Origin of the sequence: Flavobacterium hydrophilum, assembly GCF_003202405.1 — a bacterium.
Classification (GTDB): domain Bacteria; phylum Bacteroidota; class Bacteroidia; order Flavobacteriales; family Flavobacteriaceae; genus Flavobacterium; species Flavobacterium hydrophilum.
In genome coordinates this window covers 293,945-310,142 of the sequence record NZ_QJHL01000004.1, presented here as the reverse complement: position 1 = coordinate 310,142, position 16,198 = coordinate 293,945, and the positions used below count along the sequence as shown (strand labels likewise).

Sequence of the window (16,198 nt, the reverse complement as noted above, 5' to 3'; positions counted from 1 at the left end):
TATATTGATTAAAAAAATGCAGCGCTATTAGTTAAATAGCACTGCATTTTTTAATTTTACATATCTCTAAATCATTTCAAAATGAGCTTTTACTGGGTCAAAACAAATTCATTCATTAAAAGGGTATTTTCTAAGTATTGTTGGGATATTCCAAACAAGGAAAAGAAAATATACCTCACGTTTGATGATGGACCTACTCCTGAAATTACAGACTGGGTTTTATCTGAATTGAAGAAATTTGACGCAAAAGCAACTTTCTTCTGTATTGGAAAAAACATTAAAGCCAATTTGGCCTTATTTGAAAAATTAATTACCGATGGTCACTCTATAGGAAACCATACAATGAATCATATTAATGGATGGAAAAGCCACACCAATGACTACATCGAAAATGTAAAAAATTGTGCGGCAGTTCTAGAAGAAGAAAAAACATGTAACATGATATTTCGCCCTCCTTACGGTAAGATAAAAAAAGCACAATCGAAAATTCTTCGAAAATTAGGTTATAAGATTGTAATGTGGGATGTTTTAAGCGCAGATTTCGACCAAAGTATTACTCCTGAAAAATGCCTTGAAAATGTTACCAAAAATGTAACATCCGGAAGTGTAATTGTATTTCATGACAGTATAAAGGCATCGCAAAATTTAAAATTTGCTCTTCCTAAAACTTTACATTTTTTAAAAGAAAATGGGTATGCTTTTGATGTTATCCGATGAATAACCACATGCAAAAAAAAAGAAGTTATTACACCCCAAACTGTTCCTGAACAATTCCGATGATGGTATTCGCATCCAATTCACCCGATTGTCTCCAGATCATTTGCCCTTCTTTATAAATCATCAGCGTAGGAAGACCCTTAATACGCAAAGCCTCGGCTAATTCCTGATTTTTATCAACATCAATTTTAATAACCTTGGCTTTATCACCAAGCGCGGCCGCAACATCCTTAATCACAGGATGCATAGAAACTGACGATTCATTCCAGTCTGTGTAAAAATCAATTAACACAGGTACCTGAGCATTTATTAGTTCTCCAAATTTTGACATAAAACCAAAAATTTAAATATTTTTAAATCTACAAAAAGAGATTACCATTATACAAATGTAGCATTTTTACCGAATTAAGCCACATTGTTACCTTTTTTTAGTTCAATAACGGTGATTTCAGGCATGATTCCAACTCTTCCAGGATAAGCATGAAAACCAAAGCCTCTGTTAACATAAACGTATCTTCCAACATTTTCATACAATCCAGCCCATTGCTTATAAATATATTGCGCCAGACTCCATTTAAAATAACCCGGGATTTCAACACCAAACTGCATTCCATGCGTATGTCCTGATAATGTTAAGTGAAAGTTTTTAGGATGGTCTTTAATTTCCGCATCCCAATGACTCGGATCGTGGCTCATTAAGATTTTAAAATCCTCGTGAGCAACTTCAGCAGAAGCTTTATTTAAATCTCCAGCTTTCTTAAAATTCACCCCCCAGTTCTCTACTCCAATCAAAGCAATTTTATCATGCCCTTTTTGAATATAAGCATGCTCATTCAGCATTAATTTAAATCCGATTTGCCCATAAAGCTTTTTAATTTCCTGAAAGTTTTCATCCTTTTGTTTTTCAGAAGGCCAGCTAACATATTCCCCATAATCATGATTCCCTAAAACCGAGAATTTTCCATATTTATACTCTTTTATTCGGTTAAAAGAATCTATCCAGGGATGCATTTCTTTAGCATGCGTATTAACAATGTCCCCGGTAAACAAAATCATGTCTGATTCCTGTTCATTAATAAGATCAATAGCGTAATTTATTTTTTCCGGGTTATCAAAACTACCGCTGTGTACATCTGAAATCTGGGTAATTTTAAATCCATCAAAAGCATCCGGTAAATCAGGAAAAAAAATCGTTTGCTTAAACACTTTAAAGTTATATTTTCCCTCAAATATTCCGTAAATCAAAGATAAAAACGGAACTGCTGCCAAACCCAAAGCCAATTGACTAATAAACCTTCTACGATCTGGCATTATTTCTTTCCTCGGAGTATTGTACATAAAATAATTTAAAATACTAGCTCCTACTCTAAAAATATCCTCTCCAAACATAATCAGGGTAAGAACAATTTTAGGCACATAAACCAACAGCATTAAACCTGTTGTAAACATGAACTGTTTCGTTTGCCCAACAGAACGGTCAAAATGCGTAAACGAATAGATGATAAAAATTAAAAGCACTAAACTTATAATTTGATAACTAACCAAAACCCATCTCAATTTGATTAAGGTACGGAAGGCCTGATATGAATAGAACTCAATAAACAAAAAAAGGGCACACAGAATTACAAAACGAAGGATCATTATTTACAGTTTTAAACAAAGTAACAAAGAATGAAAATTTTACCGCTTTCTATTATCAAAATTTTAACTAGAATGTGAAGTGATTTAATAAAATTAATTTCAATATTTAAATTAACTGCCAAAGCTCAAGATAATTTCAAATAACAAACTGTTTTTTAAAACCCAATTGTTTATTTTTACACACTAATATTTTTTCTATGTCAACTCAAAAACGCCTTTTTCTTCTAGACGCCTACGCTTTAATTTTTCGCGGTTATTATGCCTTTATAAAAAATCCGAGAATCAATTCTAAAGGAATGGATACATCTGCCATTATGGGTTTTATGAACTCCCTTTTAGATGTTATTAAACGTGAAAAACCGGATCATTTAGCCGTTGCTTTTGACAAAGAAGGAAGCCATGTTAGAACAGAAATGTTTTCTGACTATAAAGCTAATCGTGATGCAACTCCTGAGGCGATTAAAATTGCGATTCCATACATTCAGGATTTACTGAGAGCCATGCATATTCCGATTATTGAAATTGCCGGCTGCGAAGCCGATGATTTAATTGGAACAATAGCCAAACAAGCTGAAAAACAAAACTACAAAGTATTTATGGTAACGCCTGATAAGGATTTTGCCCAATTAGTTTCTGAAAATATTTTCATGTACAAACCAGCCCGAATGGGTAACGGAATCGAGATTTGGGGAATACCTGAAGTTTTGGCAAAATTTGAAATTGAAAGACCTGAGCAGGTAATTGACTTTCTTGGAATGATGGGTGATGCTGTAGATAATATTCCGGGACTTCCTGGTGTTGGAGAAGTTACTGCTAAAAAATTCCTGAAAGAATTTGGCACAATGGAAAACCTTCTAGAAAACACTCATTTACTGAAAGGCAAAATGAAAGAAAACATTGAAGCCAATAAGGAAAAAGGAATTTTATCTAAAAAACTGGCAACCATTATTTGCGATTGCGATGTTGTTTTTAATGAAGACGATTACGAATTATCTCGTCCAGATATCGAAAAAACCGATGCTATTTTTCAGGAATTGGAATTTAGAAGAATGGCTGAACAATTTGACAATTTATTTAAAGTCGGAGGCGGAAATACATTAGCTGAAGCTACTCCGGACATTAAATTATATAAAAAACCACAGCCTAAAAATGAAGATCAATTTGATCTTTTTGGAGGAGGAAGCACCGAAGAAAATACAGAAGATGTAAGAACTTCGTTTTATAGTACTTTAGAAAACACTCCTCACTCCTATCAGGCGATAGAAGGTGATTTAGGAATAAAATTGCTTTTGCAAAATTTACTAAAACAAGATTCTGTTTGTTTTGACACCGAAACCACTGGCTTAGATGCTTTACATGCTGAATTAGTGGGGATTTCATTTTCTTATGAAAAAGGAAAAGGATATTATGTTCCGTTTCCGGAAAGCCAGGAAGAAGCTCAGGTTCTGATCGACAAATTCAGACCTTTTTTTGAGAATGAAAACATTGAAAAAATTGGTCAGAATTTAAAATATGATTTAAAAATCCTTTCTAATTATGGCGTTATTGTAAAAGGAAAACTTTTTGATACTATGATTGCGCATTATCTGATCAATCCTGATATGCGCCACAATATGGATATTTTAGCCGAAACGTATTTAAAATATTCTCCAAAATCAATTGAAACTTTAATTGGAAAAAAAGGTAAAAATCAAATATCAATGCGTGATGTTGCACTTGAAGAAATCAAGGAATATGCTGCAGAAGATGCCGATGTGACTTTACAATTAAAAGAAATATTTACAACCGAATTAGATAAAACAGAAACAAAAAAACTGTTTGAAGACATCGAGATTCCGTTGGTAAGTGTTTTAGCAGCAATGGAAACAGAAGGAATTCGTCTGGATGTTGAATTTTTAAGTGCTATGTCAAAAGAAATGGATGTTGAAATCAAAACTTTAGAACAAAACATTTACGAAACTGCAGGCGAAAAATTCAATTTAGCTTCGCCAAAACAATTAGGCGATATATTATTCGACAAACTTAAAATTGGAGGTGCTAAACAAAAGAAAACCAAAACTGGCCAGTATGCTACCGGCGAAGAAGTTTTGACCTATTTAGCCAATGACAACCCAATCGTAAAAGAAATTTTAGACTGGCGACAGATGGTAAAACTACAAAGCACTTATATTTTGGCTTTACCTGAACAAGTTGATAAAAAAACACTGCGCGTTCACACTGATTATATGCAAACAGTTGCAGCAACAGGTCGTTTGAGTTCAAACAATCCAAACTTGCAGAATATTCCAATTCGTACTGAAAGAGGACGTCAGATTCGTAAAGCTTTTGTCGCCCGTGATGAAAACCATACTTTAATCTCTGCGGATTATTCGCAAATAGAATTAAGAATCATTGCAGCTTTAAGCGGTGAAGAAAATATGATTAAAGCGTTTCAGGATGGAGAAGATATTCACAAAGCAACAGCAGCAAAAGTATTTAATGTGCCATTGGATGAAGTTTCCAGAGAACAAAGAAGCAATGCAAAAACTGTAAACTTTGGAATTATATACGGTGTTTCCGCTTTTGGATTAAGCAATCAGACTTCATTATCAAGAAGCGAAAGTGCAGCTTTGATAGAAGCTTATTACAACACTTATCCAAGATTGAAATCATACATCTCAGACCAGGTTGAATTTGCCCGTGAAAACGGCTACGTACAAACTATTTTAGGACGTCGTCGCTACTTAAAAGATATAAACTCTGCAAACGCCGTAGTAAGAAGCGCTGCTGAAAGAAATGCCGTTAACGCTCCAATTCAAGGAAGCGCTGCAGATGTGATTAAAATCGCAATGATCAATATACATAAAAAACTTCAGGAAGAAAACTGGAAATCAAAAATGCTACTTCAGGTACATGATGAGCTTGTATTCGATGTTCACAATGATGAACTCGAAAAAATCCAACCAATGATCAAGCACGAAATGGAAAATGCTTTTAAAATGGCAGTTCCTTTGGAGGTTGAATTAGGATTGGGCAAAGATTGGTTAGAAGCGCATTAAAACATTAACTAAAAAAAAAAAAAAAAACAGAAGCGTCCTAAATTATAATCGGGGCGCTTTTTTTATACTTATTTTTTACTAATTCACAAGTTTTGGGTCGATCCTTGATTTTTGCAAAACTCGAATTTATTCCCCAAAAAAAAACCATCACTTTGTGATGGTTTTTTTGAGCCGGCGGAGGGACTCGAACCCACGACCTGCTGATTACAAATCAGCTGCTCTAGCCAACTGAGCTACGCTGGCGACGACTCATTAAAGCACATTTATTAGCGGTTTTTAAGTTCCAAAAATAAGACTGCCCTTCATTATAACGGAAAAAACCATCACAAAAGTGATGGCTTCTTTTTTGTTGAGCCGGCGGAGGGACTCGAACCCACGACCTGCTGATTACAAATCAGCTGCTCTAGCCAACTGAGCTACGCTGGCGACTCATTACGGGTGCAAATATAAGGCGGTTTTTGGTTTTTCCAAAATATATTTGAACTTTTTATACTTTTTTTTTGCTTACAATTCGTTGATTTTAGCAATCAATTGATTAGCAGTTTGTTCTAATTCAACATTGATTTGCTTGAAGTGTGCTTTTTTGTTTTCAACATTTTTAGCATTAACTTTTGTGATCAAAGTATCAAAAGCATTAATAGCTTCATCAACCAAAGCATTCGTTTCCGGTGTAGGATTTCCTGTTGTAGACATCTCAAACAAATAAACTGCCTCAATAATATCTCCTAATACGAAATTGATGTCTTTCTTTAAATTTTTAACGTTTGCCATTTTATTATAATTTTAATTTGCGTTTGCAAAAGTACGCATAATGTTTAGAATATATGTTAAGAAATGTAAATTTCTAAAATTGAAGCATTTCCATTCAAAACAAATGCATTTATCTCAGCAGGCACCAAAACTGTATCTCCTTTTTTATACGATTGCTTAAAACCGTCGTATTCAATTTCAAAACTTCCTTCGATACACATATAAACCGTAAATGTTTCTCCGGATTTAGAAACCTCAACTTTATTTTCTAATGGAATAAAATTGGTTGTAAAATAAGGACAATCTACTACTACATTTGATGTATTTGCTTTTGTTTCGTATTTTTTTTGCGTATTTACTTTATTATAGTTAATTGCATCAAGTGCCAAATCAACATGTAATTCTCTCGTATTTCCCTGTGCATCTTTGCGATCAAAGTCATACAAACGATATGTTATATCAGATGTTTGCTGAATTTCGGCAACTACTAATCCAGCACCAATAGCATGAACAGTTCCTGTTTCCAAAAAGAATACATCACCAGCTTTAGCTTTTACATCGTCTAAAATAGAAACCAAAGTTTTACCATTTAAATGCTCTAAATATTCCTCTTTACTTGAATCTTCTTTAAAACCAACAATAATTCTTGCATCAGCATCAGCTTGTGTTACAAACCACATTTCGGTTTTACCAAAAGAATTATGTCTTTCTTTGGCTAATTTATCGTTTGGATGAACCTGAATTGAAAGATCTTCGCGTGCATCTAAATATTTAAAAAGTAAAGGAAACTGCTTCCCAAAACGTTCATAGACCTTAGTTCCCAAAATTTCATTCGGCTGTTGATCTATCAGCTCCACTAAAGACTTTCCTTTCAAATCTCCATTTACTACAATACTTACATCTCCTTCTACAGTCGACAATTCCCAGCTTTCTCCAGTAATTTTTGAAACAATCGGCTTGTTAAGAATAGTTTTCAGTTTTTCTCCTCCCCAGATTCTTTCTTTTAAAATCGGTTCAAATTGTAAAGGGTAAGCTTTTAGTTTCATACGTTTTATTTTTTGGCTAATATCTTAATTTAATCTTCCAATAATTCAAATTTGCTAATCTACAATACTAATTCCTTAATTGTTTCCAAAGCTTTTGGTATATGGCTGGCAGCATTTATACTATCAAAAATCAATATTACCACGCCATTCCTGTCAATAATATACGTGACCCTTCCTGGTAAAAGTCCGAATAAATTATTTTTAACCCCAAAAAGATGTCTCAACTTCTTATCTTCATCTGATAATAAAATAAATGGTAACTCATGTTTTTTGGCAAATTTGTGATGCGATTTTACACTATCACTGCTAATTCCAATTACTTCAGCTCCTAAATCCTTAAAATCTTCATATTGATCCCTAAAACTGCATGCTTCGGTAGTACAACCAGGCGTGTTATCTTTTGGGTAAAAATAAATCACAAGCGGCTTTCGTCCCAAAACACTTTGGCTTTCAAAAACTTCACCATGACTATCTTTTACAGTAAAATTCGGAACTATATCCCCTATTTTTAACGACATTCTTTATTCTCCTTTATAAGTTACAAAATTGCGGTCTGTTTCATTCAAAACGACTTCTAAATCAAAATCGGATTGAATTCTTTTTCTAATTTTATTCCATATCACAACAGCAATATTTTCTGCAGTTGGATTCAAATCCTGAAATTCCGGAACATCCAGATTCAGGTTTTTGTGATCAAACGGAATTTCCACTTCTTCGAGTATAATATCCGCTAATACTTTCACATCTAAAACAAAACCAGTTTCCGGGTCAATTTTTCCTGTAACACTTACTGTTAAACCATAATTATGACCATGAAAATTGGGATTATTACATTTTCCAAAAACTAAATCGTTCTTTTCAGATGTCCAATCTTTCCTGTGCAATCGATGTGCAGCATTAAAATGCGCTTTTCTGGATATGGTTACTCTCATTTAGGTTTTCGTTAGTAGGTTTTCTTATAATTTGTGGTCTTCTAAATAATGATAAAATTCATCAAATATTATTTTAAACCAAACAGTATAAATTTCAGGCTGTTTTTCAATATCTGCTTTTATATCTTCAATCTTCATCCATTTCCAGTCTTCAACCTCATCTAAGTTGACAGCAGGACTTTCGTTGTAGTATCCAATCATGACATGATCAAGTTCATGTTCAGTCAGACCATTATCAAAAGGCGCTTTGTATATAAAATGAAAAAGCTCTTTTAATTCAGCCCTAAAACCCATTTCTTCAAACAATCTTCGGGTGCCGGCTTCTATATTTGACTCACCTTCACGTTGATGACTGCAACAAGTATTTGTCCAGAGTAAAGGTGAGTGATATTTCTGATGTGCACGTTGCTGCAACATTATTTCATTTTTACTATTTAAAATAAAAACTGAAAAAGCCCGATGCAAAACTGCTTTTTCATGTGCTTCTAACTTTGGCATTAAGCCAATCTGCTCGTCATTTTGATTAACTAATATTACGTTTTCTTCTATCATAAGGCGTGTTGATGTAACAAAAATACGAAAAAAGAAATGGCTTAAAAATCTCAGAAAAGATTGTGAAAAGTTTAACTAAGCCAGATTTTATCATATTTGCCAGATTTACAACAATTTGCAATTTTGTTTTTAATAAAAAAACCTTTAAAAATCATAGATAAAATCTGCAACTTTACCTTTTACGTAAATAAATAAAAAGTTAAAACACACTTAAATATATCTGAATAATAGGTTATATGTATTTTTTACAAGAAATCTCATTGTAACTTTGAAATGCAGATTAACACATCTTAAAACATGAAAACAAAAAATATAATTTTTAGCATTTGTTTTTTAATTCCGCTTTTTATTTTACAGGCTTGTGGGCAAAACACAAAAAAAGAATCTGAATATAGGGCTGTAGAAAACAAAATCAACAAACCCGGAAATCCTTATTATTCAAATACAGCTACAACTAAATTAAATGTAAGCGACTCTGAATGGAAAAAAGTATTACCAGAAGATGTTTATGCAGTAATGCGCGAAGCCGATACTGAAAGACCATTTACAGGCAAATATTGGAATATCAATGAAAAAGGAACTTATTACTGCGCTTCATGCGGAAATAAACTTTTTAGATCAACCACAAAATTTGCAAGCAGTTGTGGATGGCCAAGCTTTTTTGAACAAGACAATAAAAAAAGCGTTGTTTACAAAAATGACAATTCACTTGGAATGGAAAGAATCGAAGCGCTCTGCGGAAGATGTGACGGACATTTAGGCCATTTATTTGATGATGGTCCTGCACCAACCGGAAAACGTTATTGTATGAATTCGATTGCACTTGATTTTATTCCTGATTCTCAAAAATAATTTACCACATGAAAAATACAATCTTAATCTTTTTTATTGCATTATCAATTAGTGTTTTCCCACAGCAAAATAAGACAAAAAATACATCAAATCTGGAAACCATTACACTTGGCGGAGGATGTTATTGGTGTGTTGAGGCTGTTTATGAAAATTTGGACGGAATTAAATCTGTTGTTTCAGGTTTTTCTGGCGGAAAAGTAGCTAACCCAACTTATGAAGAAGTTTGCACAGGAACAACAGGTCATGCGGAAGTGGTACAAATTACTTACGACAAAAATGTAACCGATATTAATGAAATTTTCAAAGTTTTCTTTACGGTACATGATCCTACAACATTAAACAGGCAAGGTGCAGATGTTGGAACTCAATATCGCTCTGTAATTTTCTATAAAAATGAAGATCAGAGAAGAGCAGCCCAAAGTATTATTGCGGAACTTAATAAAGTAAAAGTCTATGACAGACCGATTGTAACAAAAATAGAGCCTCTCATAAAATTTTATAAAGCTGAAGATTATCATCAGAATTATTATGCGAACAACAAAAATCAGCCATACTGTAAAATGGTTATACAACCTAAAATAGAAAAATTTGAAAAAGTTTTTAAAGCTAAATTAAAAAAGAAATATTAAAACAAACTCTTGAATTAAATCATAAAAAAAAGTCTGTATCAATAAATGATACAGACTTTTTAATTTCTATTAGAAATCCTAATTTCTTAGTGAGTAACATCTAACGAGTAAAATTTCACATTCGCAAACGCTCCTGTTTCATCACCCTGAAGATTACATCCTACAGTAAAATAGTTATCAAATGAATTCCATAATTTATAATCACCTCCAGAATACACCTTTTTTTCACCATTCACGCTAACTTCCATCTTTCCATCGCTGATTTCAATTTGAAATGTAAATTTATCAAAATCCACTTTATTTTTAAAAGTATAACCATCATCATCGATCCAGGAATCCTCTTTTAAAACATCAACTCCGGTAATAGAAGGATCAGCAAGTCTTTTTGATCTTAATTTCACATATCCATTGTCCCAAAAAACTTTTAAGATTGATGGGGCTGTTTTATCTTTTGCCCCTATTAAATTAACTTGTTCTTCTTTTAATCTTCCACCTATCTGAGCAAATATAACACGTGGGTGCATATCATTTTTTTTATAAATTTCACCCATTTTAAGCGACGCTTTTAATTTAGCCCCTTGCTTAAAAGACCAGCTTGCATCACCACCAAAAGAGTTTTGTTCCTTTAAATCTGTTTTATTAAAAGATCTTTTAGACTTAATAGAAGGATACACATAAAAAACTAAAGACCTATCTGTCAAATCATTAAACATAAACTTTGTAATTTCTCTATTTTCAGCATAATCCAAAATTTTTGGTGCTTTATATGTTGTAACAGAACCTTCAGGAATTGTCAGCTTCCATAAAGTCAAATCTATTTTTGGCGCTTTTTGAGCATGAATTAGAAAAGTAGTACTTGTTAATAGTAATAAAAGATAAGTTCTAATTTTTTTCATTTTTTTTGCTGTTTTTGGATTAAATAATACTATAATTTCAAGAGAATAATACCCTGGAGAAAAAATTAAAAAGCAAGTTTAGAATAATTTCCACCAAAATAAAATGCAAGCAAATATCCTTTTGTAATCGATTGCATAAAATTATATTTTTTTTTTAATTTCACTATATTTTTTTTAATATTTTTTTTTATTCCTTAAAAAAAACCACTCAAAAATGACAATTCATGATTAAAAATCAAAATTTAACAAACATCATTAAGAAATAGCAGAAAGAAACAGCAAATCTTTGAATAATTTAAAATAGAAAATTCTGGTTTTTTTAAAGATTTACGCCAAATATTTGAAGAAAAAACACAATTACAAAGTAATTACATACAAAAAAAATATATCATTATGAATTTTTAATCTTATAAAAGAAAACTTCATCAAAAACAGAATGTAACAAATGTTTATTTTTTTTTCAGACAGAAGCGTAAAATTGACATTTATTACATAAAAAAAGAAATTTTCAGTCGCTGTTCCATACATTTATACTTTCGAAAAACTCAAAATAACATTCACCTTTTGCATGATATTCTTTTGTTTCTTTTTGAAAATCTTTAAACTATTTTCAGGTAGTCTCGCCAGTAGTTTTTAATCTGCATTTTCTCTCGAAACCAGTTTTATAAATCTGTAAAAGTTTCTGTTGTAAGTTCCATTGCTCATAGCAAATTCCCTAAAGAAGGCGGTTCAATATCTGTGGAATTTCAATCTTCATATATTGACAGATTCCCTGTAAAACCGTTTTAAAATCTTTAATTCCAATTTCCTGCGTTTCAATTTTTGGATTATTAAAATCCATATATTCTGTATCCAACAAACCTTTTATTTTCTGCCGCAAATTATTTCAAAGATTCAGCAATCATCAAAGCACATTTTTCTCCATCAATTGCAGCCGATATAATTCCTCCGGCATAACCTGCTCCTTCACCACACGGATACAAACCTTTTATTTGCAGATGTTCTAAAGTCAAAGGATCTCTCGGAATCCTAACCGGTGATGAAGTTCTGCTTTCCGGCGCATGCAGAATTGCTTCATTCGTTAAATAACCACGCATTGATTTACCGAATTCTTTAAAACCTTCTCTCAAAATCTGTGATAAAAAGCCAGGAAAAACCTGTCCCATTTCTACCGAAGTTGTTCCAGGAACGTAGGATGTTTTCGGAATATCAGCTGAAACTTTATTTTGGGTAAAATCAACCATTCTTTGTGCCGGCACCTTTTGAGTTTGCCCGGCCAAATGCCACGCTTTTTGTTCGATACTTTTTTGAAATTCCATTCCTGCCAAAGCACCGAATTTTGTAAAAGGTTTAAAATCTTCCAATTTCAATTCTATAACGATTCCGGAATTTGCAGTTACCTGATCACGTTTTGATGGTGACCAGCCATTTGTTACCACCTCACCCGGGCTTGTTGCACAAGGTGCAATTACACCCCCCGGACACATGCAGAATGAATACATTCCACGTCCGTTAACTTGTTTTACAATCGAATAAGGTGCAGGAGGTAAATGCTCTCCACGATAATCACAGCTGTATTGAATACTGTCGATTAATTCCTGTGAATGTTCTGCACGAACTCCTAAAGCAAAAGGTTTTGCTTCTATGAAAATTTTCTTTTTATCTAATAACTCAAAAATATCACGGGCTGAATGGCCCGTAGCTAAGATTAGTTTATTTGCAAGAATCCTTTCACCGTTTTGAGTCGCAACTCCTTCTACTTCATTATTTTTTACTAAAATATCCGTTACTCTGGTATCAAACAAAACCTGACCACCAAATTCGATAATTTTATTTCGAATATCTTCAATAATTTTAGGCAATTTATTAGTTCCGATATGGGGATGTGCTTCAACCAAAATATCTTCAGAAGCTCCAAAAGCCACTAAAAGCTCCAAGATTCGGGTAACATCTCCACGTTTTTTAGACCGTGTATATAATTTCCCATCAGAATAGGTTCCTGCTCCTCCTTCTCCAAAACAATAATTCGAATCTTCATTAACCAAATGATCAACATTGATTGCTTTTAAATCACGCCTGCGTCCGCGAACATCTTTTCCACGCTCTAATACAATTGGCCTTAAGCCTAATTCAATTAATTGCAATGCTGCAAAAAGTCCAGCCGGACCTGCTCCAACTACAATTACTTCCTGCGCTTTAGAAACATCTTTATATATGGGTAATTCTATTTTGGCCTCCTGAAAAACTTCTCCTTTTAGATAGATAAGTACTTTCAGATTGATTTTGATGGCTTTCTGACGAGCATCAATTGATCTTTTTAAAATCGTGACATGCTGAATTTCTACTGTAGAAACTTTTATTTGTTTAGACAAATAGTCTTTTAGCAGTGTTTCGTTTGCTGCAATTTCCGGAGTTACCTGAAGTAAAAGTTCTTTTGGCATTGTATCTTATTTATTCTGTTAGCTTTTCTATTTATGAAAAGAAGCTGCAAAAATAACATTTTGAACTGAGACTTTGTACCTTTGCTTCTTTGAAACTTTATACCTATAAATAATGTCAAGAAAAATAAAACTGATTTGGGATTTTCGGGGACCTTCTTCAGCGAAAACAGCTGAACACCATGAAATTCATCTGAAAGAATATATCGCAATTGAAAAACTCCCTTTAAACATTACGGGCTTTAAAATCATCAATGAAATGCAGGCCATAGCCTTTATGGTTGTCACTGATGAAAATATGATCCTGGTAAGAGATGCTTTGAAACCACATCGTGGGGAGATTTATGCGGAATAAAACTCCAAAAAATAAAATACTTAAAATAAAATTCCAAATTCCAATACTATAGAAAGTTTGAAATTTGGAATTTTTTATTTGATTTTCCCAAAGAAATGGAATTTGGAATTTATTTTAATTCGCTACTTCACTAATAAATTTGATTCTCATTAAACGCAACTCATCAATATCATATTCTCCGTCAAATTCTTTAAGGGCATCTTCAATTTTATCGGATTCTGATTCCATGAAATAATCATGAATTTCTTCCTGCTGATCATCATCAAGCATATCATCAACCCAATATTTAATATTTAATTTAGTTCCTGCATACACAATCATTTCCATTTCTTTAATCAGGGCATCCATTGTAAGTCCTTTTGCAGAAGCAATATCACTTAATGGCAATTTCCTGTCTATATTCTGAATGATATATAATTTATTGGCTGAATTGACTCCGGTAGATTTTACTACTAAATCGTCAGGGCGAATGATATCATTATCCTCTACATAGCGGCTTATTAAAGCAACAAAATCATTACCATATTTCTTGGCTTTTCCTTCACCAACTCCGTGAATATTGTATAATTCTGTTAAAGAAATCGGGTATTTTAAAGCCATATCTTCAAGAGATGGATCCTGAAAAACTACAAAAGGAGGAACACCCAGTTTTTTTGCTACTTTTTTACGCAACTCACGTAACATTCCCATCAAAACTTCATCTGCAGTTCCAGATGATTTTGATGCAGTAACAATAGCCTCATCTTCAGACTCGTTGTATTCATGATCCTCAGACATCATAAAAGAGACTGGTTTTTTAATAAAGCCCAACCCTTCCTGAGTAATTTTTACAACACCATATGTTTCAATATCTTTTGACAAATAGCCTGTTACAAGTACTTGTCTCAACAATGCCATCCAGTATTTTTCATCATGATCAGAACCGGAACCAAAATAAGACTGAGTATCTGTTCTATGTGCTTTGATAACAGCATTGATACGACCTATTAATGTAAAAACAATTTCTTTTGATTTGTAAATATGTTTGGTATCACGAACAATTTCCAACAACTTAACCACCTGATCTTTGGCTTCAATTTTATTTTTAGGATTACGCACGTTATCATCCATATCAGCTCCATCTCCATCATCCGGAAATTCTTCACCAAAATAATGCAATAAAAACTTCCTTCTTGACATTGATGTTTCGGCATAAGCCACAACTTCCTGCAATAAAGCAAAACCTATTTCTTGTTCAGCTACTGGTTTACCAGACATAAATTTCTCTAACTTTTCTACATCTTTATAGGAGTAGTAAGCAAGACAATGTCCTTCTCCTCCATCTCGGCCTGCACGGCCTGTTTCCTGATAATAACTTTCAAGTGATTTTGGAATATCATGATGAATTACAAAACGAACATCCGGTTTATCAATTCCCATTCCAAATGCGATTGTAGCAACTACTACATCAACGTCTTCCATCAGAAACATATCCTGATGTTTGGCACGTGTTTTAGCGTCTAAACCTGCATGATATGGAACAGCACTGATTCCGTTAACTTGTAAAACTTCGGCAATAGACTCTACTTTTTTACGGCTTAGGCAGTAAATAATTCCTGACTTCCCTTTATGCTGTTTGATAAATCGAATAATATCCGATTCGATATTTTTAGTTTTAGTACGAACTTCGTAATATAAATTAGGCCTGTTGAAAGATGCTTTAAAAGTGCTCGCATCAGACATATCAAGATTTTTCAGAATATCTTCCTGAACTTTTGGAGTTGCAGTAGCAGTAAGTCCAATAATTGGAACCTTCCCTAACTGTTTAATGATATTTTTCAGATTGCGATATTCAGGTCTGAAATCATGTCCCCATTCGGAAATACAATGTGCTTCATCAATTGCTACAAATGAAATAGGCACACTTTGTAAAAAAGCTACATATTCTTCTTTTGTCAAAGATTCCGGTGCAACATATAAAAGTTTAGTCAAACCTGAGGTAATATCTTTTTTAACCTGAGCAATTTCTGTTTTAGTTAAAGATGAATTCAGTACATGAGCGATTCCATTTTCAGAAGAAAGACTTCGAATGGCATCGACCTGATTTTTCATTAAAGCAATTAGAGGAGAAACAACGATAGCTGTCCCATCCTGAATTAAAGCAGGCAGTTGATAACAAAGAGATTTACCGCCTCCGGTTGGCATAATTACAAAAGTATTTTTCTTATTTAAAATACTTGTAATGACTTGTTCCTGCAAACCCTTAAATTGGCTAAAGCCGAAATACTTCTTTAATTCTTTATGTATTTCAATTTCGTTTGAATTCATTCTTTATATTAATGGTATTTTGTATAAATTTGCATCATAAAGATA

16 protein-coding genes and 2 tRNA genes are annotated in these 16,198 nt (G+C 33.1%); 5 read left to right on the top strand and 13 right to left on the bottom strand.

The genetic code is table 11. The annotated features are described in order from the left end of the window. Positions 1-81: 81 nt before the first annotated feature. Positions 82-717 carry a polysaccharide deacetylase family protein gene (locus DMB68_RS16920; protein ID WP_110347819.1) on the top strand — a complete coding sequence of 212 codons (636 nt, stop codon included), beginning with the start codon at positions 82-84 and terminating at the stop codon, positions 715-717. A gap of 28 nt (positions 718-745) precedes the next feature. Here the strand turns inward: DMB68_RS16920 and DMB68_RS16915 are convergent, their stop codons facing one another. Further along, complete coding sequence (locus DMB68_RS16915) at positions 746-1,048, bottom strand: thioredoxin family protein (protein ID WP_110347818.1); 303 nt, start codon at positions 1,046-1,048, stop codon at positions 746-748. Between the two features lie 74 nt (positions 1,049-1,122). After that, complete coding sequence (locus DMB68_RS16910) at positions 1,123-2,358, bottom strand: metallophosphoesterase (protein ID WP_110347817.1); 1,236 nt, start codon at positions 2,356-2,358, stop codon at positions 1,123-1,125. Between the two features lie 197 nt (positions 2,359-2,555). Here DMB68_RS16910 and polA point away from each other — a divergent pair, with 197 nt between their 5' ends. Then, a complete protein-coding gene (gene polA, locus DMB68_RS16905) occupies positions 2,556-5,396 on the top strand; it encodes a DNA polymerase I (protein ID WP_110347816.1) in 2,841 nt (946 codons plus the stop codon). A gap of 169 nt (positions 5,397-5,565) precedes the next feature. On the opposite strand, the gene DMB68_RS16900 is transcribed toward polA, so the two are convergent. From DMB68_RS16900 to idi, 7 genes are all read right to left on the bottom strand, one after another. Continuing rightward, positions 5,566-5,639, bottom strand: a tRNA-Thr gene (locus tag DMB68_RS16900). 109 nt (positions 5,640-5,748) lie between these two features. After that, positions 5,749-5,822, bottom strand: a tRNA-Thr gene (locus DMB68_RS16895). Between the two features lie 78 nt (positions 5,823-5,900). Further along, positions 5,901-6,167: a hypothetical protein gene (locus DMB68_RS16890; protein ID WP_110347815.1), complete on the bottom strand. Its 267-nt coding sequence runs from the start codon at positions 6,165-6,167 to the stop codon at positions 5,901-5,903. Between the two features lie 56 nt (positions 6,168-6,223). Further along, a complete protein-coding gene (locus DMB68_RS16885; RefSeq protein WP_110347814.1) occupies positions 6,224-7,192 on the bottom strand; it encodes a type I phosphomannose isomerase catalytic subunit in 969 nt (322 codons plus the stop codon). Between the two features lie 59 nt (positions 7,193-7,251). Beyond that, positions 7,252-7,710: a peroxiredoxin gene (locus DMB68_RS16880; protein ID WP_110347813.1), complete on the bottom strand. Its 459-nt coding sequence runs from the start codon at positions 7,708-7,710 to the stop codon at positions 7,252-7,254. 3 nt (positions 7,711-7,713) lie between these two features. After that, on the bottom strand, positions 7,714-8,124 hold the full coding sequence (locus tag DMB68_RS16875; protein WP_110347812.1) for a 6-carboxytetrahydropterin synthase: 411 nt from the start codon (positions 8,122-8,124) through the stop codon (positions 7,714-7,716). Between the two features lie 24 nt (positions 8,125-8,148). Then, positions 8,149-8,676, bottom strand: coding sequence for an isopentenyl-diphosphate Delta-isomerase (gene idi, locus DMB68_RS16870; protein ID WP_110347811.1), 528 nt, complete (start codon positions 8,674-8,676; stop codon positions 8,149-8,151). A 297-nt stretch (positions 8,677-8,973) separates the two neighbouring features. On the opposite strand from idi, the gene msrB reads away from it, so the two are divergent. Together msrB and msrA are read left to right on the top strand one after the other, a co-directional pair. Beyond that, positions 8,974-9,528, top strand: a complete 555-nt coding sequence (gene msrB / locus DMB68_RS16865; protein ID WP_110347810.1) for a peptide-methionine (R)-S-oxide reductase MsrB — start codon at positions 8,974-8,976, stop codon at positions 9,526-9,528. An 8-nt stretch (positions 9,529-9,536) separates the two neighbouring features. Beyond that, a complete protein-coding gene (msrA, locus tag DMB68_RS16860; RefSeq protein WP_110347809.1) occupies positions 9,537-10,157 on the top strand; it encodes a peptide-methionine (S)-S-oxide reductase MsrA in 621 nt (206 codons plus the stop codon). A gap of 86 nt (positions 10,158-10,243) precedes the next feature. On the opposite strand, the gene DMB68_RS16855 is transcribed toward msrA, so the two are convergent. The 3 genes from DMB68_RS16855 to DMB68_RS16850 form a co-directional block, all read right to left on the bottom strand. After that, positions 10,244-11,053: a polysaccharide lyase family 7 protein gene (locus tag DMB68_RS16855; RefSeq protein ID WP_110347808.1), complete on the bottom strand. Its 810-nt coding sequence runs from the start codon at positions 11,051-11,053 to the stop codon at positions 10,244-10,246. Between the two features lie 715 nt (positions 11,054-11,768). Then, on the bottom strand, positions 11,769-11,933 hold the full coding sequence (locus DMB68_RS23400; RefSeq protein ID WP_165830159.1) for a DUF7821 domain-containing protein: 165 nt from the start codon (positions 11,931-11,933) through the stop codon (positions 11,769-11,771). 1 nt (position 11,934) lies between these two features. Further along, on the bottom strand, positions 11,935-13,494 hold the full coding sequence (locus DMB68_RS16850; RefSeq protein WP_110347807.1) for an NAD(P)/FAD-dependent oxidoreductase: 1,560 nt from the start codon (positions 13,492-13,494) through the stop codon (positions 11,935-11,937). Between the two features lie 112 nt (positions 13,495-13,606). Between DMB68_RS16850 and DMB68_RS16845 the strand changes: the two genes are divergently transcribed. Beyond that, complete coding sequence (locus DMB68_RS16845; protein ID WP_110347806.1) at positions 13,607-13,846, top strand: hypothetical protein; 240 nt, start codon at positions 13,607-13,609, stop codon at positions 13,844-13,846. A gap of 114 nt (positions 13,847-13,960) precedes the next feature. Here the strand turns inward: DMB68_RS16845 and recQ are convergent, their stop codons facing one another. Then, on the bottom strand, positions 13,961-16,153 hold the full coding sequence (recQ, locus tag DMB68_RS16840) for a DNA helicase RecQ (RefSeq protein ID WP_110347805.1): 2,193 nt from the start codon (positions 16,151-16,153) through the stop codon (positions 13,961-13,963). Positions 16,154-16,198: the final 45 nt, after the last annotated feature.

What these genes read in the sequence shown, in the direction of transcription:
- DMB68_RS16920 (WP_110347819.1), top strand. Translation starts at nt 82, where the DNA reads ATGAGCTTTTACTGGGTCAAAACAAATTCATTCATTAAAAGGGTATTT.
- DMB68_RS16915 (WP_110347818.1), bottom strand. Translation starts at nt 1,048, where the DNA reads ATGTCAAAATTTGGAGAACTAATAAATGCTCAGGTACCTGTGTTAATT.
- DMB68_RS16910 (WP_110347817.1), bottom strand. Translation starts at nt 2,358, where the DNA reads ATGATCCTTCGTTTTGTAATTCTGTGTGCCCTTTTTTTGTTTATTGAG.
- polA (WP_110347816.1), top strand. Translation starts at nt 2,556, where the DNA reads ATGTCAACTCAAAAACGCCTTTTTCTTCTAGACGCCTACGCTTTAATT.
- DMB68_RS16890 (WP_110347815.1), bottom strand. Translation starts at nt 6,167, where the DNA reads ATGGCAAACGTTAAAAATTTAAAGAAAGACATCAATTTCGTATTAGGA.
- DMB68_RS16885 (WP_110347814.1), bottom strand. Translation starts at nt 7,192, where the DNA reads ATGAAACTAAAAGCTTACCCTTTACAATTTGAACCGATTTTAAAAGAA.
- DMB68_RS16880 (WP_110347813.1), bottom strand. Translation starts at nt 7,710, where the DNA reads ATGTCGTTAAAAATAGGGGATATAGTTCCGAATTTTACTGTAAAAGAT.
- DMB68_RS16875 (WP_110347812.1), bottom strand. Translation starts at nt 8,124, where the DNA reads ATGAGAGTAACCATATCCAGAAAAGCGCATTTTAATGCTGCACATCGA.
- idi (WP_110347811.1), bottom strand. Translation starts at nt 8,676, where the DNA reads ATGATAGAAGAAAACGTAATATTAGTTAATCAAAATGACGAGCAGATT.
- msrB (WP_110347810.1), top strand. Translation starts at nt 8,974, where the DNA reads ATGAAAACAAAAAATATAATTTTTAGCATTTGTTTTTTAATTCCGCTT.
- msrA (WP_110347809.1), top strand. Translation starts at nt 9,537, where the DNA reads ATGAAAAATACAATCTTAATCTTTTTTATTGCATTATCAATTAGTGTT.
- DMB68_RS16855 (WP_110347808.1), bottom strand. Translation starts at nt 11,053, where the DNA reads ATGAAAAAAATTAGAACTTATCTTTTATTACTATTAACAAGTACTACT.
- DMB68_RS16850 (WP_110347807.1), bottom strand. Translation starts at nt 13,494, where the DNA reads ATGCCAAAAGAACTTTTACTTCAGGTAACTCCGGAAATTGCAGCAAAC.
- DMB68_RS16845 (WP_110347806.1), top strand. Translation starts at nt 13,607, where the DNA reads ATGTCAAGAAAAATAAAACTGATTTGGGATTTTCGGGGACCTTCTTCA.
- recQ (WP_110347805.1), bottom strand. Translation starts at nt 16,153, where the DNA reads ATGAATTCAAACGAAATTGAAATACATAAAGAATTAAAGAAGTATTTC.